The organism is Caulobacter sp. P1_D6 (assembly GCF_056406095.1).
Map to the genome: position 1 here is coordinate 1 of NZ_JBFUAW010000031.1, position 25,837 is coordinate 25,837.

The 25,837-nt window shown below is 68.7% G+C and carries 20 protein-coding genes and 1 riboswitch; of the genes, 14 read left to right on the forward strand and 6 right to left on the reverse strand.

What is annotated here, in order from left to right; genetic code table 11:
• Positions 1 to 205 precede the first annotated feature (205 nt).
• Both scpA and AC1DYP_RS17995 read right to left on the reverse strand, forming a co-directional pair.
• Positions 206 to 2,368 carry a methylmalonyl-CoA mutase gene (gene scpA / locus AC1DYP_RS17990; RefSeq protein WP_477047473.1) on the reverse strand — a complete coding sequence of 721 codons (2,163 nt, stop codon included), beginning with the start codon at positions 2,366 to 2,368 and terminating at the stop codon, positions 206 to 208.
• Positions 2,365 to 3,762, reverse strand: a complete 1,398-nt coding sequence (locus tag AC1DYP_RS17995) for a methylmalonyl-CoA mutase family protein (protein ID WP_477047503.1) — start codon at positions 3,760 to 3,762, stop codon at positions 2,365 to 2,367. The genes scpA and AC1DYP_RS17995 overlap by 4 nt, the downstream gene beginning before the upstream one ends.
• Before the next feature lie 220 nt (positions 3,763 to 3,982).
• On the opposite strand from AC1DYP_RS17995, the gene AC1DYP_RS18000 reads away from it, so the two are divergent.
• The 5 genes from AC1DYP_RS18000 (at position 3,983) to AC1DYP_RS18020 (ending at position 11,108) form a co-directional block, all read left to right on the forward strand.
• Positions 3,983 to 4,990 (forward strand): NAD(P)H-dependent flavin oxidoreductase, encoded by a 1,008-nt coding sequence (locus tag AC1DYP_RS18000; RefSeq protein WP_477047474.1) that lies wholly within the window; start codon positions 3,983 to 3,985, stop codon positions 4,988 to 4,990.
• Positions 4,991 to 5,080: 90 nt separating this feature from the next.
• Entirely contained in the window at positions 5,081 to 5,818 is a 738-nt protein-coding gene (locus tag AC1DYP_RS18005) for a DUF2793 domain-containing protein (RefSeq protein ID WP_477047475.1), read from the forward strand.
• A gap of 86 nt (positions 5,819 to 5,904) precedes the next feature.
• Positions 5,905 to 6,039: riboswitch (yybP-ykoY riboswitch) on the forward strand.
• Positions 6,040 to 6,102: 63 nt separating this feature from the next.
• Positions 6,103 to 6,672 (forward strand): TMEM165/GDT1 family protein, encoded by a 570-nt coding sequence (locus AC1DYP_RS18010; RefSeq protein ID WP_477047476.1) that lies wholly within the window; start codon positions 6,103 to 6,105, stop codon positions 6,670 to 6,672.
• 59 nt (positions 6,673 to 6,731) lie between these two features.
• Positions 6,732 to 7,358 carry a hypothetical protein gene (locus tag AC1DYP_RS18015; RefSeq protein ID WP_477036028.1) on the forward strand — a complete coding sequence of 209 codons (627 nt, stop codon included), beginning with the start codon at positions 6,732 to 6,734 and terminating at the stop codon, positions 7,356 to 7,358.
• Positions 7,359 to 7,523: 165 nt separating this feature from the next.
• On the forward strand, positions 7,524 to 11,108 hold the full coding sequence (locus tag AC1DYP_RS18020; protein WP_477047477.1) for a hydantoinase B/oxoprolinase family protein: 3,585 nt from the start codon (positions 7,524 to 7,526) through the stop codon (positions 11,106 to 11,108).
• Between the two features lie 55 nt (positions 11,109 to 11,163).
• On the opposite strand, the gene AC1DYP_RS18025 is transcribed toward AC1DYP_RS18020, so the two are convergent.
• On the reverse strand, positions 11,164 to 12,741 hold the full coding sequence (locus tag AC1DYP_RS18025; protein ID WP_477047478.1) for an aldehyde dehydrogenase (NADP(+)): 1,578 nt from the start codon (positions 12,739 to 12,741) through the stop codon (positions 11,164 to 11,166).
• A gap of 137 nt (positions 12,742 to 12,878) precedes the next feature.
• On the opposite strand from AC1DYP_RS18025, the gene AC1DYP_RS18030 reads away from it, so the two are divergent.
• Positions 12,879 to 13,931 carry a LacI family DNA-binding transcriptional regulator gene (locus AC1DYP_RS18030; protein WP_477047479.1) on the forward strand — a complete coding sequence of 351 codons (1,053 nt, stop codon included), beginning with the start codon at positions 12,879 to 12,881 and terminating at the stop codon, positions 13,929 to 13,931.
• A gap of 39 nt (positions 13,932 to 13,970) precedes the next feature.
• Here AC1DYP_RS18030 and AC1DYP_RS18035 read toward each other — a convergent pair whose 3' ends face one another.
• Positions 13,971 to 16,235, reverse strand: a complete 2,265-nt coding sequence (locus tag AC1DYP_RS18035; protein WP_477047480.1) for a beta-glucosidase — start codon at positions 16,233 to 16,235, stop codon at positions 13,971 to 13,973.
• A 212-nt stretch (positions 16,236 to 16,447) separates the two neighbouring features.
• Here AC1DYP_RS18035 and AC1DYP_RS18040 point away from each other — a divergent pair, with 212 nt between their 5' ends.
• The 7 genes from AC1DYP_RS18040 (at position 16,448) to AC1DYP_RS18070 (ending at position 23,238) form a co-directional block, all read left to right on the forward strand.
• Positions 16,448 to 18,859 carry a TonB-dependent receptor gene (locus AC1DYP_RS18040; protein ID WP_477047481.1) on the forward strand — a complete coding sequence of 804 codons (2,412 nt, stop codon included), beginning with the start codon at positions 16,448 to 16,450 and terminating at the stop codon, positions 18,857 to 18,859.
• Positions 18,860 to 19,159: 300 nt separating this feature from the next.
• Entirely contained in the window at positions 19,160 to 20,698 is a 1,539-nt protein-coding gene (locus tag AC1DYP_RS18045) for a tryptophan halogenase family protein (protein ID WP_477047482.1), read from the forward strand.
• A 661-nt stretch (positions 20,699 to 21,359) separates the two neighbouring features.
• The gene (locus tag AC1DYP_RS18050; protein ID WP_477036035.1) at positions 21,360 to 21,683 is read left to right on the forward strand and encodes an ArsR/SmtB family transcription factor; all 324 of its coding nucleotides are present in this window, start codon (positions 21,360 to 21,362) and stop codon (positions 21,681 to 21,683) included.
• Entirely contained in the window at positions 21,680 to 22,111 is a 432-nt protein-coding gene (locus AC1DYP_RS18055; protein WP_477047483.1) for an SRPBCC family protein, read from the forward strand. Before AC1DYP_RS18050 ends, AC1DYP_RS18055 begins: the two co-directional genes overlap by 4 nt.
• Positions 22,112 to 22,156: 45 nt before the next feature.
• The gene (locus tag AC1DYP_RS18060; RefSeq protein ID WP_477047484.1) at positions 22,157 to 22,372 is read left to right on the forward strand and encodes a hypothetical protein; all 216 of its coding nucleotides are present in this window, start codon (positions 22,157 to 22,159) and stop codon (positions 22,370 to 22,372) included.
• 10 nt (positions 22,373 to 22,382) lie between these two features.
• A complete protein-coding gene (locus AC1DYP_RS18065) occupies positions 22,383 to 22,790 on the forward strand; it encodes a DUF1801 domain-containing protein (protein WP_477047485.1) in 408 nt (135 codons plus the stop codon).
• 37 nt (positions 22,791 to 22,827) lie between these two features.
• Positions 22,828 to 23,238, forward strand: a complete 411-nt coding sequence (locus AC1DYP_RS18070; RefSeq protein WP_477047486.1) for a DUF1801 domain-containing protein — start codon at positions 22,828 to 22,830, stop codon at positions 23,236 to 23,238.
• A 147-nt stretch (positions 23,239 to 23,385) separates the two neighbouring features.
• Here AC1DYP_RS18070 and AC1DYP_RS18075 read toward each other — a convergent pair whose 3' ends face one another.
• The gene (locus tag AC1DYP_RS18075; RefSeq protein ID WP_477047487.1) at positions 23,386 to 23,778 is read right to left on the reverse strand and encodes an Ohr family peroxiredoxin; all 393 of its coding nucleotides are present in this window, start codon (positions 23,776 to 23,778) and stop codon (positions 23,386 to 23,388) included.
• 147 nt (positions 23,779 to 23,925) lie between these two features.
• Here AC1DYP_RS18075 and AC1DYP_RS18080 point away from each other — a divergent pair, with 147 nt between their 5' ends.
• Positions 23,926 to 24,393 (forward strand): MarR family winged helix-turn-helix transcriptional regulator, encoded by a 468-nt coding sequence (locus AC1DYP_RS18080; protein WP_477047488.1) that lies wholly within the window; start codon positions 23,926 to 23,928, stop codon positions 24,391 to 24,393.
• A gap of 197 nt (positions 24,394 to 24,590) precedes the next feature.
• Here AC1DYP_RS18080 and AC1DYP_RS18085 read toward each other — a convergent pair whose 3' ends face one another.
• The gene (locus AC1DYP_RS18085; RefSeq protein ID WP_477047489.1) at positions 24,591 to 25,829 is read right to left on the reverse strand and encodes an acetyl-CoA C-acetyltransferase; all 1,239 of its coding nucleotides are present in this window, start codon (positions 25,827 to 25,829) and stop codon (positions 24,591 to 24,593) included.
• Positions 25,830 to 25,837: the final 8 nt, after the last annotated feature.

Consider the following 25,837-nt stretch of genomic DNA (forward strand, 5'->3'; position numbering starts at 1 on the left):
GTGTGAGGACAAGAGTGTGAGGACAAGAAGCCGTGCCGCCAAAGTCCCTCCCCCTGTGGGGGAGGTGTCGCCCGAAGGGCGACGGAGGGGGGAGTGATCGGCAGATGGCCGGATCAACGATCGACGATCCTAAACCTCCCCCCACCGATCGCTGCGCGATCGCCTCCCCCACAGGGGGAGGCCTAACCCGTGCGCATGAGGTCTCCTAAGCCGCCTCGCCCTGGGTGTAGCCCAGCTGCTTGTTCAGCTTGTCCAGCAGCTCGATCACCGCCTCGGCGATCACCGTGCCGGGCGGGAAGATCGCCGCGGCGCCGGCGTCGCGCAGGGCCTGGAAGTCCTGGGGCGGGATCACGCCGCCGACCACCATCATGATGTCGCCGCGGCCCTGCCTGGCCAGTTCGGCCTTCAGTTCGGGGGCCAGCGTCAGGTGTCCGGCCGCCAGGGAGCTGGCCCCGACGATGTGGACGTCGTTCTCGACCGCCTGCTTGGCGGCCTCGGCCGGGGTCTGGAACAAAGGGCCGATGTCGACGTCGAAGCCCAGGTCGGCGAAGGCGGTGGCGATCACCTTCTGGCCGCGGTCGTGGCCGTCCTGACCCATCTTGGCGACCAGGATGCGGGGGCGGCGACCGTCGGCCTGTTCGAAGGCCTCGACCATGGCCTTGGCCCGGGCGGCGGCGGGGTCGCTGCCGGCTTCCTTCATATAGACCCCCTGGATCGACTGGATGGTGGCGCGGTGGCGGCCGAAGACGTTCTCCATGGCCAGGCTGATCTCGCCGACCGTGGCGTGGGCGCGAGCCGCGTCGACGGCCAGGGCCAGCAGGTTGCCGGTTCCGCGCGCGCCGTCCTCCAGCGCCTTCAGCGCCGCCGCCGTGGCCGCCGGATCGCGTTCGGCTTTGAGGCGGGCCAGCTTCTCAAGCTGCTGGGTGCGGACCGAACTATTGTCCACCTTGAGCATCGGGATCTCGTCGACGACTTCCGGCTTGTAGCGGTTGACGCCGACCACGCTCTGGCGATTGGCGTCGATGCGGGCCTGGGTCTTGGCGGCGGCTTCCTCGATGCGCAGCTTGGGGATGCCCTGCTCGATGGCCTTGGCCATGCCGCCGGCCGCCTCGACCTCCTCGATGTGGGCCAGGGCCCTGACCGCCAGGTCGTGGGTCAGGCGCTCGACGTAGTAGCTGCCGCCCCACGGGTCGGCGACGCGGGTGGTGCCGCTCTCCATCTGCAGGAACAGCTGGGTGTTGCGGGCGATGCGGGCCGAGAAGTCGGTGGGCAGGGCCAGGGCCTCGTCCAGGGCGTTGGTGTGCAGGCTCTGGGTCTGGCCGTTGACGGCCGCCATGGCCTCCACGCAGGTCCGCGAGACGTTGTTGAACACGTCCTGGGCCGCCAGCGACCAGCCCGAGGTCTGGCTGTGGGTGCGCAAGGAGAGGCTGCGGTCGTCCTTGGGGGCGAACTCGCGCTTCATCAGCCGGGCCCACAGGAGACGTGCAGCTCGAAGTTTCGCCACTTCCATGAAGTAGTTCATCCCGATCGCCCAGAAGAACGACAGGCGCGGGGCGAAGGTGTCGATCGACATGCCCGCCGCCACGCCGGCCCGGGCGTATTCGACCCCGTCGGCCAGGGTGTAGGCCAGCTCCAGGTCGGCCGAGGCCCCGGCCTCCTGCATGTGGTAGCCGCTGATCGAGATCGAGTTGAACTTCGGCATCTTCTCCGAGGTGAAGGCGAAGATGTCCGAGATGATCCGCATCGAGGGACCGGGCGGATAGATGTACGTATTGCGGACCATGAACTCCTTGAGGATGTCGTTCTGGATGGTCCCGGACAGCTTGTCGGGGCTGACGCCCTGCTCCTCGGCGGCGACGATGTAGAGCGCCAGGATCGGCAGCACCGCGCCGTTCATGGTCATCGAGACGCTCATCTTGTCGAGCGGGATGCCGCTGAAGAGCGTGCGCATGTCCAGGATCGAGTCGATGGCCACGCCGGCCATGCCGACGTCGCCCTTCACCCGCTCGTGGTCGCTGTCGTAACCGCGGTGGGTGGCCAGGTCGAAGGCCACCGACAGGCCCATTTGGCCGGCCGCGAGGTTGCGCCGGTAGAAGGCGTTGCTGTCCTCGGCGGTCGAGAAGCCCGCATACTGCCGCACCGTCCATGGGTTGGTCACGTACATGGTCGGGTAGGGGCCGCGCAGATAGGGCGCGACGCCGGGATAGCCGTCGGTGAAGTCCAGGCCGGCCGTGTCCTCGGCGGTGAAGGCCGGGGCGACGTCCACGCCTTCTGGGGTGGACCAGACCGCGCCCTCTGGGGCCGCGCCGGTCGCGCCGGTCGCGCCGGTCTCGAAGACGACGCTCGTGAAGTCGGGGAACTTGCTCATGCTTGCGCCCCCTCGAAGGCGGCCGAGAACCGGATGGGCGTGAGGGGCGGGCAACGGGAATCCGGTCCGGGCACGCGGACGCTGGGCGGGTCGGTGGCGAAGTCTTCGGTCTTGGGCGTGGCCACCTCCACCGGCTTGTCGTCGGCGTTGGGGAAGGCGGTGACGCCCAGGATCTTGCGGCTCTTGTCGGCGAAGGCGGCTTCCTGCGCCGCACGGGTGGCGCCGACGATGTCGGTGATCAGGCCGCTCTCCAGCGCCTTTACGATCCCGCCGGCCGCCTCGATGGCCTGGAACCCGCCCCAGGCGGCGCGGGCCAGCTGGTCGGTCAGGCTGTCCAGGTACCAGGACCCGCCGGCCGGATCGGCGACGCGGCCCAGGTGGCTCTCCTCCATCAGCACCAGCTGGGTGTTGCGGGCCTGGCGACGGGCGAAGGCGGTGGGCAGGCCGATCGCGTCGGTGAAGGCGCCCAGCACGATGGCGTCGGCCCCGCCGACCGCGCCGGCGAAGCCCGCCGAGGTCAGGCGCAGCAGGTTGGTCCAGGCGTCGGCCCGGGTCAGCATGCGATGAGAGGACCGGGCCTCGATGACCGCCGGAACGGAGACGCCGCAGGCGTCGGTGATCCGAGCCCACAGGGCACGGGCGGCGCGGACCTTGGCCACGCCGGTGAAGTATTCGGCGTCGAGGCTGACGCCCAGGGTGATGCGCGAGAAGGCCTCTTCCATCGACATGCCCGCGCGGACCAGGGCCTTGGCGTAGGCCAGGGCGCAGGCGGCCATCACCGCCAGCTCCTCGGTGTTGGAGCCACCGGCTTCATGCGCCGAGCGGCCCGTAGCCAGCATCAGGCGGGCCTTGGCGTAGGTCTCGGACAGCCGCGCCCCGACCGTCGCGGCCGAGACCAGATGACCCTCGATCGGTCCCGGACTGGTTCCTGCTTGGGCGAAGGCGCTCAGCGGATCCATGTGAAAGGCCAGGGGCGCGTTGGGCGCGGCCTTGGCCAGGCCGCCCAGCCAGTCGGCGGCCTTGGGACCCAGGAAGCCGGCGTCCAGGGCGACAGGGGCGAGGTCCAGCATCACGCCGTTCAGCGCCTGGGCGAGGTCCTGCGTCGAGCCGACGGCGACGCCGTTCACGCCCGTCGGGTCCAGGGCCAGCAGCACCGAGGCCGCGCCGCTCTCCAGGTCCTTCATGATCTCGGCGGCGGCTTGGCGGGGATCGGGATGGGCGGCGCGCATGCGCAGGTCCCAGGGACGCTCGGCGTCGCGTGCCCGCAGATCGCGCGCCACGGCCACGCCGTCTTCCGCCGTGTAGAGCGGCCGGATGGCGATGCCGTCGGGGGTTTGGGTGATCAGGGCGTCGTCGAACGTCTGGCCCTTCAGGGTCTTCTCGACCAGGGCCATCCACTTCGACCGATCCGGGGCGCCAAAATCCTCGGCCAGGGGGGTGGGCGGATGATTCACGACGTCTGTCTCCTGCACCGCAGCATTTTCTTGTTTTGGCCAGCAGATGCGCCCGTGCCCTAGGGTAGGTCAAGCGCTTGCGCGCGGTGCGAACGACCGTTTAAGCTAACGCTGTTTACATGAGCGGCCCGGAGCGGCCGCCCCAAAGGAGACGTCCCTCATGGCCTTGCCGCCGATCCTGCGCGACCGCCTGCGCCTGCCCGTCATCGCGTCTCCGCTGTTCATCATCAGCAATCCTGACCTGGTGATCGCCCAGTGCAAGGCCGGCGTCGTCGGTTCGTTCCCGGCCCTGAACGCCCGGCCGATCTCGCAGCTGGACGAGTGGTTGGCGCGGATCACAGAAGAGCTGGCGGCCTACGACCGGGCCAACCCGGACGCCCCCTCGGCCCCGTTCGCGGTCAACCAGATCGTCCACAAGAGCAACAACCGGCTCGAGGAAGACATCGCCATGTGCGTGAAGCACAAGGTCCCGGTGGTGATCACCTCGCTGGGGGCTCGCGAGGACCTGAACGGCGCGATCCACTCGTACGGCGGCATCACCCTGCACGACGTGATCAACGACAAGCACGCCCACAAGGCCATCGAGAAGGGCGCCGACGGCCTGATCCCGGTGGCGGCCGGCGCCGGCGGCCACGCCGGAACCCTGTCGCCGTTCGCTCTGGTCCAAGAAATTCGCCAGTGGTTCGACGGGCCCGTGGCGCTGTCGGGCTCGATCGCCTCGGGCCGCTCGATCCTGGCCGCCCAGGCCATGGGCGCGGACCTGGCCTATATCGGCTCGGCCTTCATCGCGACGAAGGAGGCCAACGCGCCCCAGGGCTACAAGGACACCATCGTCGAGGCCTCGGCCAACGACATCGTCTATTCCAACCTGTTCACCGGCGTGCACGGCAACTATCTGCGCCAGTCGATCGAGCGGGCGGGGCTGGACCCCGCCAACCTGCCGGTCAGCGACCCGTCGGCCATGAACTTCGGCTCGGGCGGCAATCAGGAAGCCAAGGCCTGGCGTGACATCTGGGGCTCGGGCCAGGGCGTCGGTGCGATCGATGCGGTGCTGACCGCTGGCGAACTGGTCGCCAAGTTCGCGGAGCAGTACGAGAACGCCAAGGCGGAGCTGGCGGCCAAGACGGCGCTGACTTCGGGAAACCGCCTGGCTTTCGCCGCCCAGTAGGCGGGGATGGCAGGGGGATCGACAGCCGTCGGTCCTCCGGGACTCCCGGCGGGGGGAAACTGGAGGCGTTGAAACCCTCCAGGAGCTCCCATGTCCAACGATACGACGCCTCGCCTGTCGCTGCCCTTCGTGGCCGCCGGCCAGGCCCAGAAGCATATCACCGTCAACGAGGCCCTCGGCAAGCTGGACGGCCTTGTCCAACTGGCGGTCCATAGCCGTACGGTGGCCACCCAGCCGGCCTCGCCGTCCGACGGGGCGATGCACATCCTGCCCTCCGGCGCGACCGGCGCCGCGTGGTTCGACAAAGCGGCCGGCCTGCTGGCCCACTATGTCGACGGCGTCTGGCAAGACCTGACGCCGAGGGCCGGCTGGCTGGCCTGGATCATCGACGAGGGCCTGGCCCTGATCCACGACGGCGAGAACTGGACCCCGCTGTCCTCGACCTTCAAGAACCTGACGGCCGCCCGCTCGCCGTTCTTCGCCGCCACCCGGTTCGAGATCCTCGAACAGGAGGTGACCCTGTCGGGCGCTTCGGTCGCCACCAGCGTGGCGATCCCCAGCCGCGCCGTCGTGCTGGGCGTCTCGACCCGCACCAGCGTCGCGATCACCGGGGCCACCTCGTACAGCTGCGGCGTGGCCGGCGAGGCGGGCAAGTTCGGCTCCTCGCTGGGCGTGGCCAAGAACGCCAGCAACGTCGGGGTGATCGGCCCGACGGCCTACTACGCCGACACGCCGGTGGTGATCACGGCCGCGGGCGGCAGCTTCACCGGCGGCAAGGTGCGGGTGTCGATGCACGTGATGCGGTTCGACGGACCGGCGGCGGTCTAGGAGGAAGGGGACAGGCGCATGCGCCTGTCCCCAGCCGCGTCGCGACCTTTCATCGCCTTGACCTCCAGGACCAACGCCGCTACCAACCCGCCACCTTTGGGGAGTAGCCGCCCGCGCCTGTCAGCGGGGCCCGTCGTCAACACACTTGGTCTTCGGACCATGGCGCGGGTGAAGGAAGCCACCGGCTTCCGCGGCGAGACCAATGGCGTCGGTTTCCGTTCCGGGCTGGGCGGGGTCTCCGATGCTATTGGCGTGCGCTCGGCCCGGACGGTGTTTTTAGATCCATGGAATCCCTGCTCGTTTCGGCCCTCGTGGTCGCCATCGCCGAGATCGGCGACAAGACCCAGTTGCTGGCCATCATCCTGGCCACCCGCTTCAAGAAGCCCGTGCCGATCATCCTCGGCATCCTGGTCGCCACCCTGGCCAACCACGCCCTGGCGGCCCTGGCCGGTTCGCTGGTCTCGGGCCTGTTCGACGGCGCCTGGTTCAAGTGGGCCATCGCCGTCTCGTTCGTCGCCATGGCGGGCTGGGCCCTGATCCCCGACAAGGCCGATGACGACATGCCCGGCGGCAAGGGTCGCTACGGCGTGTTCCTGAGCACCACCATCGCCTTCTTCCTGGTCGAGATGGGCGACAAGACGCAGATCGCCACGGTCGCCTTGGGCGCGCGCTTCCACGACGTGCTGTGGGTCGCGGCCGGCACCACGCTTGGCATGATGGCCGCCAATATCCCGGCCGTGTACCTGGGCGAGGCGGCGACCAAGATCGTGCCGCTGAAGTACGTGCGGACCGGCGCGGCGCTGATCTTCCTGGGCCTTGGGATCTGGGCCGGGATCGAGGCCTTCCGCGCCTAGCGCAACCGAAATCCCCGTCTCTCCGTTCTCCCGCATCTGAACTGTGGGAGGATGGGAAGATGAGCGATCTGTCGCCATCGGAATTTCACGAAGACGTCTACGCGCACCCGCTGATCTCGTGGGGGGCGGTCATCGCGGGCGTGGCGGTGGCCATCGCGCTGGGAGCCTTGCTCAACATGCTGGGCCTGGCCATCGGCGCGACCGCCGCCAACCCCTGGACCATGGACAGCGGCGACGCCAAGGCCCTGACGATCGGCGGCGGCCTGTGGGTGGCGTTCTCCAACGCCGTGGCCCTGCAGGTCGGCGCCTTCATCGCCGCCCGCGCCGCCAAGTACCCTGACCACCACCGGGGCCTGTTCCAGGGTCTGGCGGTCTGGGGCGTGGCCTTCGTCCTGGCCTTCGCGGGCCTGGGCAGCAGCGTCGGCGGTCTTCTGCAAGGCGGCGACACGGCGGCCACGGCCTACGCCACGGCGGCCGATGAAGTCTCGGGCCCGGACGACCGGGTCAGCGACGCCGACGCCAAGGCCGCGGCCGAGCAGGCCGGCGACGTCACCGCCAGCCTGGCCTGGTGGGGCGTGGCGACCATGGTCCTGGGCGCGATCGGCGCCGTCGCCGGCGGTCGCCTCGGCGCCCGCCATCCCGTCTGGCATCGGCGCGCCCGCGTCGTGATCACCCCCAGCGTCTAGGAGGCTTCGATGAAGGGCATTTTCCTCTGGCTGCTGGGCATCCCGCTGCCGATCATCCTGCTGCTGTACCTGTTCCACGTGCTTTGACGTGACGAGGCCCGTCCGCCCTTGATGCGGGCGGGCCTCAGCCTCAAAAGGGGTCCCACTGTTGGGAGCCTTCGAGACATGACCGACCGCGGCTGGGAGTTCTGGATCGACCGCGGCGGCACCTTCACCGACATCGTCGCGCGGCGTCCGGACGGGTCGCTGCTGACCCACAAGCTGCTTTCCGAAAATCCCGAGCAATATGACGACGCGGCCGTGGCCGGCGTGCGGGCCCTGCTCGAGGGCGAGGCCGGGATCGACGCGGTCAAGATGGGCACCACGGTCGCCACGAACGCCCTGCTCGAGCGGGCCGGCGAGCCGACAGTCCTGGCGATCACCCAGGGACACGCCGACGCCCTGCGCATCGGTTACCAGGCCCGGCCCAAGCTGTTCGACCGTCACATCGTCAAGCCCGAGGCGCTCTACACCCGCGTGGTCGAGATCGACGAGCGGCTCGGCGTCGAGGGCGCGGTGCTGCGTCCGTTGGACGAGGCGGCCGCTCGCGTCGGCCTGCAAGCCGCCTTCGACGCCGGCTTCCGGGCGGTGGCCATCGTGCTGCTGCACGGCTTCCGTTTCACCGATCACGAGGTCCGGGTCGCGACGATCGCTCGCGAGGTCGGCTTCACCCAGGTGTCGGTCAGCCACGAGGTCAGCCCGCTGATGAAGCTGGTCGGGCGGGGCGACACCACGGTGGTCGACGCCTACCTCTCGCCGATCCTGCGCCGCTACGTCGACAAGGTCGCGAACGCCCTGGGTCGCGAGACGCGGCTGCTGTTCATGCAATCGAACGGCGGCCTGACCGACGCCCACGCCTTCCGGGGCAAGGACGCCATCCTGTCCGGTCCGGCCGGCGGCGTGGTGGGCATGGCCAAGACCGCCGCCCAGGCCGGGTTCGAGCGGGTGATCGGCTTCGACATGGGCGGCACCTCGACCGATGTCTGCCACTTCGCGGGCGAGTACGAGCGGGCCTACGAGACCGTGGTGGCCGGGGTGCGGATGCGCGCGCCGATGATGAACATCCACACCGTGGCGGCGGGCGGCGGCTCGATCTGTTCGTTCGACGGGGCGCGGTTCCGCGTCGGTCCGGCCTCGGCCGGCGCCAACCCGGGGCCCGCCTGCTACCGGCGCGGCGGACCGCTGACGGTGACCGACTGCAATGTGATGCTGGGCAAGTTGTCGCCGGATTTCTTCCCGGCGGTGTTCGGGCCCAACGCCGACCAGCCGCTGGACCGCCACGTGGTGGTGGCGAAGTTCGAAGCCCTGGCCGCCGAGATCCTCGCCGCCACCGGCAAGGCCATGACGCCCGTCGAGATCGCCGAGGGTTTCGTGACCATCGCCGTCGAGAACATGGCCAAGGCCGTGCGGCAGATCTCGATCCAGCGCGGCTATGACGTCACCAAATACGTCCTGGCCTGTTTCGGCGGGGCGGGCGGCCAGCACGCCTGCCTGGTGGCCGACGCCCTGGGCATGACCGAGGTGATGATCCACCCGTTCGCCGGGGTGCTCAGCGCCTACGGCATGGGCCTGGCCGATCTGCGCACCCTGCGCGAGGCGACCGTCGAGCGGCCATTGAGCGAGGCGGCCGCCGATCTGGCGGCCCGCGCCGACGTCCTGGCCGGCGAGGCGGAGGCGGCCTTGCGAGCCCAGAACGTGCCGTTGATCCGTGTCAAGACGATCGCCAGCCTGTTGGTCAAGTATGCCGGGACCGACACGCCGCTGCGTGTGCCGCTCGGCGACGCAGCGACCGTGCGCGAGGCGTTCGAGGCGCTGCATCAGCGGCGGTTCGGCTTCGTCTCGCCGAGCACCGCCCTGGTCGTCGAGGCCCTGGCCGTGGAAGCCGTCGGCCACGCCGACGCCGGCGAAGCGCCCGACCTGGGCTTCGGAGCGGACTCACAGCCCAAGCCCCTGGCGACGCTGACCACCCGCATGGCCGGCGCCGAGCACGCCACGCCGGTGTTCGACCGCGCCGCCCTGCCGATCGGCGGCGAGGTGGCGGGGCCGGCCATCGTCCGCGAGGATACCGGCACCACGGTGATCGAACCGGGCTGGCGGGCCACGGTCGATCGGCATCTGAACCTGGTCATCGACCGCGTCGCCGCGCTTGCCCCTCGCCAGGCGGCCGGAACCAAGGCCGATCCGGTGATGCTGGAGGTGTTCAACAACCTGTTCATGGCCGTGGCCGAGGAGATGGGGTTCGCCCTGCAGAACACCGCCTATTCGGTCAACATCAAGGAGCGGCTGGACTTCTCCTGCGCCCTGTTCGACCGCGACGGCAACCTGATCGCCAACGCCCCGCACATGCCCGTGCACCTGGGCTCGATGGGCGACAGCGTGCGGGCGATCCGCGACGGGCGGCTGCATGACGGCCGAGGCCTGAAGCCCGGCGACGTCTACATGCTCAACGCTCCCTACAACGGCGGCACCCACCTGCCCGACGTGACCGTGGTGATGCCGGTGTTCGACGCGGCGGGCGTCCTGACCTTCTACGTCGCCGCGCGTGGTCACCAGGGCGACATCGGCGGGATCACCCCAGGCTCGATGCCGCCCAACAGCCGGACCGTCGAGGAGGAGGGGGTGCTGATCGAGAACTTCCTGCTGGTCGAGGGCGGACGGTTCCGCGAAGCCGAGGTCCGGGCCCTGCTGGCCTCGGGCGCCTGGCCGGCCCGCAACCCCGACCAGAACATCGGCGACCTCAAGGCACAGGTGGCGGCCTGCGCGCGCGGAGCCGAGTCGCTGACCGGCCTCGTCGCCGAGTTCGGCCCGGACGTGGTCGAGGCCTACATGGCCCACGTGCAGGACAATGCCGAAGAGGCCGTGCGCCGGGTATTGGCGAGCCTGTCGGACGGTGACTTCGCCTACGAGCTGGACGACGGCTCGGTGGTGAAGGTGGCCATCACCGTCGATCGCCAGGCCCGCACGGCGCGGGTCGACTTCACCGGGACCAGCGAACAGGTTCCGACCAATTTCAACGCCCCGGCCTCGATCTGCCGGGCGGCGGCGCTGTACGTGTTCCGCACCCTGGTCGATGACGAGATCCCGATGAATGACGGCTGCCTGCGGCCGGTCGACCTGGTGATCCCCGAAGGCTCGATGCTGCGGCCGCGCTATCCGGCGGCGGTGGTGGCCGGCAATGTCGAGACCAGCCAGGTGGTGGTCGACGCCCTCTACGGCGCGCTGGGCGTGATGGCCGCGGCCCAGGGGACGATGAACAACTTCACGTTCGGCGATGACCGACGGCAATACTACGAGACGATCTGCGGCGGAGCGGGCGCGGGGCCGGATTTCGACGGCGCCGACGCGGTGCAGACCCACATGACCAACAGCCGCCTGACCGATCCGGAGGTGTTGGAGAGCCGCTATCCGGTGCTGGTCGAGGCCTTCTCGATCCGGCGGGGTTCCGGCGGCGCGGGCGCGCACCACGGCGGCGACGGGGTGGTGCGGAAGATCGGGTTTCGCGAACCGATGACCGCGACCTTGCTGTCGAACCGGCGGCGCGTGGCGCCGTTCGGGCTGGCGGGCGGTGGTGAGGGGATGCTGGGCGCGGCGCGGGTCGAGCGGGCGGACGGCTCGGTGCAGGTGCTGGGCGCGACCGACGCGGTCGAGGTCGCGGCGGGGGATTCGATCGTGATCGAGACCCCGGGCGGCGGGGGCTATGGGGCGGTCTAGGCCGTGGAAACGATTGGGGACAGGCGCATGCGCCTGTCCCCAGCCGAGGCGCGGCTTAGGCCAGCACGACCTTCCCATCCACCCGACGCGCAATCCCCAGCGGGTTGGCGTCCTGCAGTTCCGCCGGCAGCAGGGCGGCCGGGAGGTTCTGGTACGAGACCGGACGCAGGAAGCGGAAGATGGCCAGCGAGCCGACCGAGGTCGAGCGGCTGTCCGAGGTCGACGGGAACGGGCCGCCATGGACCATGGCGTGGCCCACCTCGACGCCGGTGCCGAAGCCGTTGATCAGCACGCGGCCGGCCTTCAGCTCCAGGGCCGGCAGCAGGGCGCGAGCCAGGTCGGTGTCGGCCTCGTCCATGTGCACGGCGATGGTCAGCTGGCCTTCCAGGGCGGCGATCACCTGGGTCAGCTGAGCCAGGTCCTTGGCGCGGACCACCAGCGAGGCGGCGCCGAACACTTCGTCCTGCAGGTGCGGGGTGCTCAGGAAGGTCGCGGCGTCCACCGAGAACAGGGTCGCGCGGCCCTGGCCGTGGCCGCCTTCCAGGCCGTGGGCCACTTCGGCGACGCCCGCGGTCTCGGCCAGCGCCTTCACGCCGCCGGTGTAGGCCTTGCAGATGCCGGGGGTCAGCATCTGGCCGGCGGGGGCCTTGGCGATGACCTCGGCGGTGGCCGCCAGGAAGGCGTCCAGCTCGGGACCGTCGATGCCGAGGATCAGGCCGGGATTGGTGCAGAACTGGCCCGCGCCCTGGGTCAGGGCGGCGACGAACTCGGGCGCGATGGCCGCGCCGCGCGCCTTCAGGGCGTTGGGCAGGAGCAGGACCGGGTTGATGCTGCTCATCTCGGCGTAGAACGGGATCGGCTCGGGACGGCCCTGGGCGATGGCCAGCAGGGCCAGGCCCGCGCGGCGCGACCCGGTGAAGCCGGCGGCCTTGATGCGGGCGTCGGCGACCAGGCCTTGCGAGATCTCGATGCCGGCGTCGTGCAGCAGGGCGAAGACGCCCGACGGCAGGCCGCAGGCCTTGACGGCTTCCTGGACGGCGCGGCCGACCAGCTCGGACGTGCCCGGGTGCGCCGGGTGGGCCTTGACCACCACCGGGCAGCCGGCCGCCAGGGCCGACGCGGTGTCGCCGCCGGCCACCGAGAAGGCCAGCGGGAAGTTCGACGCGCCGAACACGGCCACCGGACCCAGCGGCACGTTGCGCAGGCGCAGGTCGGGACGGGCCATCGGCTTGCGGTCCGGCTGGGCCGGGTCGATGCGCGCTTCCAGCCAGCCGCCGTCGCGCAGCACGCCGGCGAACATCTTCAGCTGACCCGTCGTGCGGCCGCGTTCGCCTTCCAGGCGGGCGCGGGGCAGGCCGGTCTCGGCCATGGCGCGGACGATCAACTCGTCGCCGATCGCCTCGATCTGGGCGGCTACGGTTTCCAGGAACACGGCGCGCTGCTCGGGCGAGGTGGCGCGGTAGGGACCGAAGGCCGCCGCCGCCAGGGCGGTCGCCTCGTCGAGGTCGGCCTTGGTCGCGCCGCCGAAGGTCACGTCCAGCGTGCCGCCCGTGCTGGGATCGACCGCGAGGATCGCGCCGCCGGTTCCGGGGCGAGCGCCGCCGTCGATCAGAAGTTCACCGGTGATGGTCAAGGCGCGTTCCTCGCATTTCGAAATCAGTGCTGGGTCTTAAATGATACCGCTCCCATTGTCGTCAAGCGGCACGGGGGCAGACAGATTGTTTCACGCCGGTTACGCTCATTCGAACCCTGGGGGGAAACGGATTCTGAATGGCGAAGCGGCCGGCTACGATCATCCATGTCGCCGAGAAGGCGCGCGTGTCGGTCAAGACGGTGTCGCGGGTGCTCAACGACGAGCCCAACGTCACGCCGGATCTGAAGGCGCGGGTGCTGGAGGCCGTCGAAAAGCTGGGCTACAGCCCCAGCAAGGCCGCGCGGACCATGGCCGGCTCGCGCTCGTACCTGCTGGTCGCCTTCAACGATCGCCGCCTGACGCTGGACAACTGGCGCAGCGAACGCGGCAACGAGTGGATCGACCAGATGCTGTACGGCGCCATGCTGCGCTGCGAGCAGTCGGGCTACCACCTGATGTTCGAACTGGTCGACCGCGAGTCGGACCAGTTGGAGAAGCAGATCACCGCTGTACTGTCGTCGCTGCAGCCGGACGGCGTGATCCTGACGCCGCCGAACTGCGAGAACCCGGTCGTGCTGGGCGCGCTGAAGAAGCGCAACATTCCGTTCGTTCGCCTGAACACCCCGGTGCGCGGGCAGGGGCCGCGGGTCTACATGGACGACCGGGCCGCGGCGCGGCAGGCGACCAAGCACCTGCTGGGCCTGGGTCATACGCGCATCGGCATGATCGCCGGCGACTACAAGTTCTCGTCGTCGATCCTGCGGGTCGAGACCTTCCAGGCGACCATGGAGGCGGCCGGGCTGCCCGTGCCGGACGAACGGATCTACAAGGGCGACTTCACGTTCGAGGCCGGGGTGGCCGGGGCCGAGGCGCTGCTGGACCTGCCCGAGCCGCCGACCGCGATCATGGCGTCGAACGACCAGATGGCGCTGGGCGCGGTCAGCGTCGCCCAGGCGCGGGGCCTGGCGGTGCCGGGCGACCTGTCGATCCTCAGCTATGACGATACGATCGGCGTGCGGCTGAGCGTGCCGTCCCTGACGGCCGTGCGCCAGCCCGTGGCCAAGATGGCCGAGAAGGCCGCCGACATGCTGATCGTCGCCAGCGCGGCGGGAGACAAGCAGATCGCCGGCAACACCCTGGTGCCGTTCGAACTGATGGTGCGGGCCTCGACCGGGCCGGCGCCGAAATAGCGGGATTGGGGRCAGGCGCATGCGCCTGTCCCCAGCCGACTACTTGCCGTCGTACGACACTGGCAGCGTCTTGGCCGCCAGGGTCACGTCGGCCTTGGCGCCCAGGTCGCGGGACGACGCGCCCAGCGACACCTCGTAGGCGCCGGCGGCGATGGTCCAGGCCTTGGCCTTGGAGTCGAAGGTCGCCAGCAGGCGCGGATCGACCGAGACGCTGACCGTGGTGCTGGCGCCGGGCGCCAGGTCGACCTTCTTGAAGCCGCCCAGACGACGCGGCGCTTCCCAGCCCGAACCGCCCTTCGGCCCGACATAGACCTGGGGCACGTCCTTGCCGGCGGTCTTGCCGGTGTTGGTCACCTTGAAGCTGACGGTCAGCGTGTCGCCGGCCGTCGAGGTCTTCAGGTCGCTGTAGCCGAACGTCGAGTAGGACAGGCCGTGGCCGAAGGCGAACAGCGGGGCGTGGCCCTTCTGGTCGAACCACTTGTAGCCGACCGCCGCGCCCTCGATGTCGTAGTTGGCGTCGAAGAACGCTTCCGGTTGGGACGGGTCGCCATCGATCACCGGGCGCGGCAGCTGCTCGGCGCTTTGCGGGAAGGTGATCGGCAGGCGGCCGGACGGATTGACCTCGCCGGTCAGGACGCGGGCGATGGCCTCGCCGCCGCTGGTGCCGGCGTACCAGGCCTCGACCACGGCGCCGACCTTGGGCAGCCAGGGCATCAGCACCGGGCCGCCGGTTTCCAGGACCACGGCGGTCTTGGGATTGGCGGCGGCGACGGCGTCGATCAGGGCGTCCTGGTTGTCGGCCAGGGTCAGGGAGTAGTCCTGCGACTCGGCGGCCCATTGGTGGGCGAAGACGATCACCAGGTCGGCGCCGGCGGCGGCCTTGGCGGCGGCGGCCGGATCGGAGCCGTCGTCATAGGTGAAGGCCGCGCCGGGGTTCTTGGCCTGCAGCGCCTTCAGCGGCGAGGAGGGGTGGAAGACGATCGGGCCGGGGAAGCCCTTGGGGCCCAGGCCCTTCACCGCCATGCCGCCGATCGGGAACACCTGCGAGGAGCCGCCGCCCGACAGCACGCCGACGTCGGAGTGCGAGCCGATCACGACGATCTTCTTGGCGCTCTTGGCGCCCTTGTCAGAAAGGATGGGCAGCAGACCGCCGTCGTTCTTCAGCAGGACGATCGCCTCTTCCGCGTCGGCCTGGGTCACCTTGGCGTGGGCGGCGAAGTCGATCGGGCCCTTGACCACCGGATGGTCGAACAGGCCGTGGGCGAACATCGAGCGGGTGATGCGCTTGGCCATGTCGTCCAGGCGCGCCTGCGACACTGAGCCGTCGGCCAGGGCGGCCTTCAGCGGCGCGCCGAAGAAGGGCTGCTTGTCGAAGGTGTAGGCCGACTCCTGGTCCAGGCCGGCATTGGCCGCCTTGGCGGTCGAGTGCGTGCCGCCCCAGTCGGACATCACGTAGCCCTTATAGGCCCAGTCCTTCTTGAGCACCTGGTTCAGCAGGTAGTCGTTCTCGCAGGCGTAGGTGCTGTTGATGCGGTTGTAGGCGCACATCACCGAGCCCGGGTTCGACTGCTCGATGGCGAACTCGAACGCCAGGAAGTCGGACTGGCGGGCGGCGGCGTCGCCGATGTTGGAGCTGACCGTCATGCGGTTCGTCTCCTGGCCGTTCAGCGCCCAGTGTTTGATGGTCGAGATGATGTTGTTGGACTGGATGCCCTTGATCTGGGCCCCGACCATGACGCCGGCCAGCAGCGGATCCTCGCCGCCGTATTCGAAGTTGCGACCGTTGCGCGGGTCGCGGGCCAGGTTGACGCCGCCGGCCAGTTGGACGTTGAAGCCCGAGGAGCGGGCCTCCGAACCGATCATCGCGCCGCCCTTGAAGGCCAGCTCGGGGTTCCAGGTCGCGGCCGTGGCGATGCCCGAGGGCAGGGAGGTGCGCTCCAGATAGGGATCGCTCGACTCGCGCTGGGTGGCGACGCCGACGCCGGCGTCGGTTTCCCACTGCGGGGGCACGCCCAGGCGGGCGATTCCCGGGATGTAGCCGGCCGAGCCCATGCGGGCCTCGGCGTGCGGGGTGAACTTGGGTTTGTCCTGGTTCGAACCGAAATAGCCGAACACCAGGGTCAATTTCTCGTCCTGCGTCATTTGCGCAACGATCAGGTCGGCGCGCTGATCGGCGCTCAGCTTGGTGTTCATCCAAGGTTTCGAGGCGCTCGCGGTCGCGGCCTGGGCGTGAGCGGCTGCCGTCGGCAACGCCGTGGTCAGCATCAGAGCCATCATCAGGCCCTGCATCTGCTGTCGCTTCATTCTTTTTCCTCCCATTTACGTCTTAAGCTATACGCGCGGCGTTCTTTGTCAAATCTTGCCGGTCAGCGACTAGTTTTAGCTATTCACGACGAATGAAACGAGAGTTTCAACTAAGTCGTAAATACATACGTGATTGACAACGTTGTCGTACTGTAGCTATTCACAAGACGCAAGTCGCGACCACAAAGGATCGCGCGCAGGGAGGGATGAAGATGAAGCTCCGCAGAACCCTATTGGCCGGCTCGTCGGCCGTGGCGGCCATGATCGCCGCGACCGCCGTCCACGCTCAGACGGCCCCGGCTCCGGCCGCCGCCGACAACAACCAGCTCGAAGAGATCACGGTCACCGCCACCAAGCGCGAAACCAACCTGCAGGACACCCCGATCGCCATCAGCGCGTTCGGCCAGGGCGCGCTCGACCGCAACCAGGTCAAGGACGTCACCGATCTGGCCAAGTTCGTGCCGTCGATGGCCATCAACCAGCAAGGCGACCAGGGCGCGATCCTGATCACCATGCGCGGCATCGGCAACGACACCGCCTTCACCGAAGTGGCCGACCCGGAAGTCGCCATCTATGTCGACGGCATCTACTCGCCCCGCGCCCAAGGCGCGGCCGTGCTGATGTACGACATGGACGCGGTCGAAGTGGCGCGTGGCCCGCAAGGCACGCTGTTCGGCCGCAACGCCACGGTCGGCGCGGTCAGCCTGCGCACCGCCAAGCCGACGCTGAGCGACTACTACGGCAGCGCCGAAGTCGTGGCCGGCTCGTACAACCGCCTCGGCGCCCGCGTCTCGGTCAACATGCCGGTTTCCGACACGTTCGCCCTGCGCCTGGCCGCGATCACCGAGCGTCACGACGGCTATGTCGACTTCCAGCGTCCGCCGGAAGTGGCGGGGATCCATCCGTCGGCCTTCGTCACCCAGGGCAAGAAGTACTACGCCCAGGACCAGCGCTCGGCTCGCCTGAGCGCCCTGTGGCAGCCGAACGACAAGTTCACCTGGAACGTCAACGTCGAGGGCTACCAGGACACCGGCGCGCCGGTGATCGCCCTGGCCCAGACGCCGCGCGCCGGCCAGAAGCACTGGTCGGCCCTGATCGACACCGCCCCGGACAGCGACCGCTTCTCGTACGGCTTGCGCAGCACGATGGACTACTCCATCAACGACAATGTCGGCCTGACCTACATCACCGGCTGGCAACGCGTGGGCGGCAGCGCCGTCAGCGACGCCGACGCCGGCCTGCTGCGGATCGACGGCACCACCGACGCCAATGGCTTCCTGTTCCCCCGCGGCGGTTTCGGTGAGAACCGCACCACCTGGTCGCGCAACGACGCCTGGAGCCACGAAGTCCAGCTGAAGTCGCAAGGCCAGCAGACCGTCGACTGGATCGTCGGCGGCTACTACAGCCACGAAGACAACTCGATCCGCTTCGACATCGACCAGCGTGACGGCTATCGCGACGGTCCGATGAACTGGTCGGGCAGCTTCATCCAGGCCAAGCGGACCATCGAGTCCAAGGCCGCGTTCGGTCAGGCCGTCTGGCACATGAACGATCGCGTCCGCCTGACCGCCGGCCTGCGCTACACCGACGACACCAAGCAGGACCAGGGCGGCCGGAACGTCACGTTCAAGGGCTACTCCGCCTGTCTGGCCGCCGAAGCCGCCCTTCCCGGCGGCGGCGTCCCGTCGCGTTGCGACACCGGCATCTTCGGCCGTGACCGCGGCGCCTCGGCGACCGAGCTGCTGGCCCTGCTGGGCCCCGGCTACGACATCAGCAACAACGACGTGAAGGGCAGCTGGGACAAGTTCACCTGGCTGGCGCGCGCCGACGCCGACGTGACCGACGACATCCTCGTCTACGCCAGCGTCAGCACGGGCTTCAAGTCGGGCAACATCCTGGACGGCGGCCGCCTGGCCGACCCGGAAACCCTGACCAACTACGAAGTCGGGTCGAAGATCCGCTTCCTGGACGGCCGGGCCACCCTGAACCTCGCGGCCTACTACGCCGACTTCAAGGGCTACCAGGTCAACCAGGTCGTCACCGTGAAGGACGCCCAGGGCAACACCATCTCGTCCTCGGTCGTGACCGACAACGCCGAGGGCGCCAAGGCCATGGGCATCGAGGCCGAGCTGACGGCCAACCTGACCGCCAACGACCGTCTGCAGATCTCGGCGACCGCCCAGGACACCAAGATGGACACCCTGCTGTCGGTCGACGGGCGCCTCTACGGCGGCAACCTGGCCAACGCCGTCGACGTGAAGGGCAACGAGCTTCCGCACGCCCCGCACTTCTCCGGCAACATCGCCTACGAGCACGACTTCGAGCTGTCGAGCGGTGCGCGGATCATCCCGCGGATCAGCACGCACTTCGAAAGCAAGTCGTGGCTGTCCTACTTCAACCAGGGCGCCCCCGATCAGCAGGGGAGCTACACTCGGACCGATCTGAGCGTGCGCTACGAGCCGCCGACCGATCCGTGGTCGGTCGAGGCCTTCGTCCAGAACCTCGAGGACAAAAACATCAGGACCGGCGCCGGCACCGCCGGCCAGGGCAACTATCCGGTGGTCTGGTCGTCGGTCTATCAGCCGCCGCGCACCTGGGGCTTCCGTCTGCGGACGAAGTTCTAGGTCAGGTCCAAGCCTCCCCGTCCGGTCCGCCGGGCGGGGAGGTCCTGTTTCGAGTGCTTGAAGCGCGATCCGCCGTCCGGCCCAGGACGGCCGCGTTTCAGGAGCGGCATGTCGCCCCTCTTTTCCTTCGGGGGGAGGCTTGTCGCTCCGCCCTTCTTTGAGCGTATTGCCTCCCAGACTGCGCTCCCTGGGTGACGGCTCTCCTGACCGTCACCCAGGCTTTTTCTTCTCCGCGCCGACATTCGGCGGCCGACTCGGGCTTTCGTCGGAGTCCCGAGGCGTCTCCAAGGAACCGTGCTCATGACCGGGAACCGCATCGTCATCGTCGGCGGCGGCACGGCCGGATGGCTGACCGCCGCCTATCTGGCCAAGCGCCTGGGCGCCGATCGGCCCGACGGCGCGCGGATCACCCTGATCGAGGCTCCTGACATCGCCACCATCGGGGTCGGGGAGGGCACATTTCCGACGATCCGGTCCACCCTGGCCGAGCTTGGCGTCAGCGAGGCGCGGTTCCTGCGCGAGAGTTCGGCGACCTTCAAGCAGGGCGTCCGGTTCGTGAATTGGGAACAGCGTTCGGAAAATGGGAAATCTTCCGAATACTTTCACCCGTTCAACCTGCCGCTCCGCCCCAATGGCCGCGATATGTCGCCGTATTGGTTGTTGGACCACCAGGCGGGCGGCGCCTTGCCGTTCGCCGACGCGGTGACGACGCAAGGGGCGATCATCGGTCAGGGGCTGGCGCCCAAGCGCCTGGAGGATCCCGATTTCCAGGGACCTATGAACTACGCTTACCATTTCGACGCCGCGCGTTTCGCCGACTTCCTGCGCGGGGTGGCGGTCGAGGCCGGCGTCACGCACCTGAAGGGCAAGGTCGACGGCGTCACCCGCGACATGCGCGGCGACATCGCCTCGATCCAGGCCGGCGATCTCGGGACGATCGAGGGCGACCTGTTCGTCGACTGCTCGGGCTTCCGCGCCCTGCTGATCGGCGAGGCCCTGGGCGCGCCGTTCAAGCGGGTCGACGACGTGCTGTTCAACGATCGGGCCCTGGCGATCCAGGTCCCATACGAGACGCCCGACTCGCCGATCAATCCCTACACCCTGGCCACCGCGCACGAGGCCGGCTGGACCTGGGACATCGGCCTGGATAGCCGCCGGGGCGTCGGCTACGTGTTCTCCAGCCGACATACGGACGAAGACCGGGCCGAGCAGGTGCTGCGCGGCTATGTCGGCAAGGCCGGCGACGGCCTCAACGCCCGCCTGCTGAAGTTCCAGACCGGCTATCGCGAGCGCCAGTGGATCGGCAACTGCGTGGCCGTGGGCCTGTCGGCGGGCTTCTTCGAGCCGCTGGAATCGACCGGCATCATGCTGATCGAGGCCGCCGCCGTGATGATCGCCGAGGTCTTCCCGCTGCGTGAGCGCGCCGCGATGGACGCCGGGGCCCGCAACTTCAACCGCTTGATGGTCGGCCGCTTCGAGCGGATCGTCACGTTCCTCAAGCTGCACTACTGCCTGACCAAGCGCGACGAGCCCTACTGGCGCGACAACGCCGATCCGGCCACCTGGCCCGAGGCCCTGCGCGACCTGCTGGCCCAGTGGAAGCACCGGCCGGTGTCGCGGTTCGACTTCCTGGTCGATCTGGAGACCTTCCTGCCGTCCAGCTACCAGTACATCCTCTACGGCATGAACGCGGCCACCGACTTCGCGCCGGTCGAGGGGCGCTACGACGAAGGCGAGGTCGCCAGGCAGAGCTTCGCCAAGGTCGCCGATGCCGCGCGCGAGGCGCTCAAGCACCTGCCGCCGCATCGGCAGCTGGTCGAGGCGTATTACGCTCGCTAACCGGGGACATGCCCTCGCGGCGTGYCCCCAAGTCTCGCACTGCGTCTGATGGGGACACGCCGCAAGGGCATGTCCCCGACCGGGAGGCCCGGCGGGCTGGGGAGGCGGCGGAGCGTCCGGGGCGCGCCCGGAAGAGTAGGTTTGGAGAGTACCGTTTCGACACGTCACGGGCGCTCCGCGCGGCCGTCTTCCAGAAGCCTTCGGATCGCGGATTTTTAACCCGCTCCGATGGAGGCCCCCGGCGGGCGGAGGGGCGACGTACCCCGTCCGGACCGCGCGGGCGATTTCAGCCCGCGCCTGGTGCGTTCGCCGATCCTTCGCCGCCAGGGCTTCGTCCCGTGTTGCAGGGAACCTGACCTGACGATGCGAAGCGTCACTGAAGACCATCGACGAACGCTTCCCGCTCGACCGCCCCAGCCGCACGTCGAGGTCGCCGGCCGGACGTCCTCCCCTACGACAGGGCGGGGAGAAGTATGCAGGCGGCGTGAGCGCGGCGGCGCTTGTGACGCTGATTATTCTATAGAGCGTTGAAAGGTTTCAGGTTCGGGGTCGCTCGGCACGGGGATTGAGGCCCCTCGATCCCCGTGCCCGCACTCGCTGCTTGACGAACCCATAACTCGCCAGTTATGAGTAACCCATAGCCAACGGGTTATCAGTTCCCATGACCGACGCTCACGACGTGCTCTTCAGGACGCTCGCCGATCCCACAAGGCGGGGGATCTTCGAGCGGCTGTGTCGCGACGGCGAGCAGACGGTCGGGGCCCTGACCGCCCTGGCGGGCGTTTCGCAGCCGGCCGTCTCCAAGCACCTCGGGGTGCTGAAGCAGGCCGGGCTGGTGAGCGACCGCCACGAAGGCCGACAGACGCACTACAGCGCCCAGCTGAACGCCCTGGCCCCGTTGGTCGACTGGACAAGCCGCATGGCCGGGTTCTGGGAGACCCGGTTCGACAATCTCGAAGACCTGCTCAACAGGATGGACCAATGACCAACACCGCGACCGAGACGCGCACCGTCGTCGTCGAACGAGACATCGCGCATCCCCCCGAAAAGCTCTGGCGCGCGCTGACCCAGCCGCACCTGATGGAGGAGTGGCTGATGAAGAACGACTTCAAGCCCCAGGTGGGCCACGGCTTCCAGCTTCGCGGCGAGTGGGGCGGCGTGCTGGACTGCGAGGTCCTGGCCGTCGAGCCGAACAGGACCCTGTCCTACACCTGGAACCACGAGCATCCGGACCCGGCCTACGCCCTGCAGAGCGTGGTGACCTTCACCCTGACGCCGACCAGCGCGGGCACGCACCTGCGCGTGGAGCAGGCCGGGTTCAATCCCAATCAGAAGCAGGCCTACGGCGGCGCCCATGCCGGCTGGAAGCAGTTCCTCGGCAACCTGGATCAACTGCTGGAACGGCTGGACTAGGGCCGCCGCCCTGTCCGCGTCGTCACGTCGTCAAAGGAGGTTTCCTTGAACAAGATCATCCGCCAGACCCACCGCTGGCTGTCCATCGCCTTCACGCTGGGCGTCATCAGCTACATGATCGTCATGAGCCAGGGGCAGCCCCCGGCGTGGGTCGGCCTGTTCGCGCTGGTTCCGCTGATCTTGCTCCTGGTCACCGGTCTGTACATGTTCGTGCTGCCCTACGTCGCCAAGGGGCGGAACGGGCGCCGCGCGGAGGGATAGGAGGAACGCCATGGCCGAGCCGAAACTGCTGTCGGGCGGCAACCCTCAGGTCCCCAAGGGCCAAGGCGACGCGCCGGTCCAGGCCTATATCGCGGCCATGCCCGGCTGGAAGAGCGAGGTCGGGCGCCAACTGGACACGCTCATCTCGGGCGCCGTTCCGGGCGTCCTGAAGGCGGTGAAATGGAACTCGCCGCTCTACGGCATGGAGGAGAAGACTTGGTTCCTCGGAATCCACGTCTTCGCCAAGTACATCAAGGTGGCCTTCTTCCGCGGCGCGGCGCTGGATCCCCTGCCGCCGGTCGGCTCCAAGCAGAAGGATGTGCGCTATTTCCACATCCGCGAGGACGAGGCGTTCGACGAGGCCCAGTTCACTGACTGGGTGAAGCAGGCCAGCCAGTTGCCCGGCGAACGAATGTGAGCCGCCAGTACAAAGCTGGAAAGTACGAGGTGACACGATGAAGAAGATGGGCGGACCGCTGGAAGGACCTCCTTCGGAACTGATCGACAAGGCGATCGCGGCGCTGGACGACTGGCGCGGCGAGACGCTGGCCAAGCTTCGCAAGCTGATCCACGAGGCCGATCCCGACGTGGTCGAGGAGTGGAAGTGGGGCATTCCGGTCTGGTCGCACGACGGGATCATCTGCACGGGCGAGATCTACAAGGCCGCCGTGAAGACCACCTTCGCCAAAGGCGCGTCGGTGGAGGACCCCAAGGGTCTGTTCAATTCGAGCCTTGAGGGCGCCACGCGGCGCGCCATCGATTTCCGCCAGGGCGAGGCGATCGATGAGGCGGCGTTCAAGGCGCTGATCCGCGCCGCCGTGGCGCTGAACGCCTCGAAGCCGAAGGCGGCGAAGAAGCGCGCCTGAGACAACGAACATCTCTCAAGCTGTCATCCCGGGCGCAGGCTCGCGAAGCGAGCCGAAGACCCGGGACCGCCCTGAAGCGCTGAGCTCAGGCGTCGGTCCCGGATCGGCGCGCTGCGCGCTTGTCCGGGATGACAGGTGCTTTTGAGATCAGGCCAGGGTGGTGACGACGTCGATGTTGCCGTGGACCGCCTTCGAATAGGGGCAGATCGCGTGGGCGGCTTCGATCAGGCCTTGGGCGACATCACGATCCACGCCCGGCAGGCTGACGCTCAGGCGCGCTTGCAGGAAGAAGGCCCCGGCTTCGTTGGCCAGGTCGATCTCGGCGTCGACGGAAGGGTCGACCAGAGCGACCTTTTGCTGACCGGCGGCCAACTGGATGGCGCCGAGATAGCAGGCCGACCAGGCCGCGCCGAACAGGTTCTCGGCGGCGGGGTGGGGCTGGGGCAGCTTGACGTCCAGGAAGCCGTCGGCGCTGCGGGCGGCGCCATCGCGGCCGGCCGTGGTGTGGGTCTTGCCGGTGAAGAGAACCTTGGCGGTCATGGGGAATTCCTTGTTCGAGAGAGGTTGATCGCATCCGTTTCAATCGGATGCGATCTAATTAGTTGTCGCCCCATATCGAGTCAAGCCTTTCCGATTTAATCGGATGCGATTTATATGAATGAGGCCCTGACGCCCCTGGATATGCAGATGACCCACACCCCCCCGACCCCGCGGCCAACCGATGGCGACGACCCCAAGCTTCCGAAGTTCCTGTGCTTCGCTGTCTATTCGGCGAATCTGGCGTTTGGCCGGGCCTACAAGCCGCTGCTCGACGCGCTGGGCCTGACCTACACCCAGTACATCGCGCTGGTGGCGCTGGCCGACGAGGACGACCAGACGGTCGGCGCCTTGGGCGAGAAGCTGTTCCTGGAATCCAACACCCTGACGCCGATCCTCAAGAAGATGGAGGCGCTGGGCTATGTCGAGCGCCGGCGCGATCCGGCCGACGAACGCCAGGTGCGGCTGCACCTGACGCCGGCCGGCCGCAAGCTGGTCGACGCCGATCCCGGCGCGGCCTTGACCGACGTCATCGGGCTGGACGAGGCCGAGTTTCCGGTCGTGCAGGCGTCCGTGGCCCGGCTGCGCGACAATCTCTTGAGCGCGACCAAGGGGTAGGTGTCGACAGCGTTCGCCTCTACCGAAGCGTCGCTCCTTTGCTCCTCTCATCCCGACGAAAGTCGGGACCCAAGCCGAGCAGGCCGATAGGTCACGGCCGCCCCGTTCGCAAGCGTCAGCCTTTACAGCCCGCTTGGGTCCCGGCTTTCGCCGGGATGAGCGGATTGGAAGATCAAAGATTTGAGAGCGTTGGCCCGCTACACCCGCTCGATGATCACCGCCGGGGCCATGCCGCCGGCCGCGCACATGGTCACCAGGCCGCGCTTGAGGTCGCGACGCTCCAGCTCGTCCAGGATCGTGCCGATCAGGATCGAGCCGGTGGCGCCGATCGGGTGGCCCAGGGCCATGGCCCCGCCGTTCACGTTGACCTTGTCGCGGTCGAGGCCCAGGTCGCGGATGAACTTCTCGGCCACCACGGCGAAGGCTTCGTTGATCTCCCACAGGTCGATGTCGTCGACGGTGAGGCCGGCCTTGGCCAGAACCTTGCGGGCGGCGGGGACAGGGGCGTTGAGCATCAGGGTCGGGCTGTCGCCCATGTTGGCCATGGCCACGATGCGGGCGCGAGGCTTCAGCCCGTGCTTGGCCGCGTAGGCCGGCGAGGCCAGCAGCACCGCCGCCGCGCCGTCGACCACGCCCGACGAGTTGCCGGCGTGGTGCACGTGCTCGATCTTCAGGTCCGGATAGACCTGGTTGATCAGCCCGCCCAGCGTGGTGCCCGCTTCGTCGATCGGCACGCCGGCGACGGCGCCGAACGAGGCCTTCAGCCCGGCCAGCCCTTCCAGCGTGGTCTCGGGGCGGGGGAACTCCTCGCGGTCCAGGGCCAGCGCCCCGTCATCGTGAAAGACCGGAACCAGGGCGCGGTCGAAGCGGTCCTCGCGGATCGCCCGGTCGGCGCGCTGCTGGCTGACCAGGGCCAGCTCGTCCAGGGCCTGGCGCGGGATGCCTTCCAGCGTGGCGATGGCGTCGGCGCAGACGCCCTGGTGGCTCTGCGGATGCCTGGCCCGCAGGCGCAGGTTGCCGCTGTCCAGCAGGCCGGGCGAGGTGCGGTCGGCGGTGGCGGCGGTGTAGGACATCATCTCGGTGCCGCCGGCGATGACCAGGTCCTCCATGCCGGACATGATCGAGGCCGCCGCCAGGTTCACCGTGGTGATGCCCGAGCCGCAGAACCGGTCCAGGGTCATGCCGCTGGCCTTGGTGTCGTAGCCGGCGTCCAGCGCCGCCATCCGGCCGAGATCCCCGCCCTGCTTGCCGCGCTGGGTGCTTGTGCCCCAGATGATGTCGTCGACCTCGGCGGTGTTGAGGTTGTTGCGCTGAGCCAAGGCCTTCAGCACCGTGGCGGCCAGATGCTGGGGATGGAAGTCGGCCAGGGCGCCCTTGCCGACCTTGCCGATGCCGCGCGGCGTGCGGCAGGCGTCGATGATCAGGGCTTCGGGCATGACGGCGT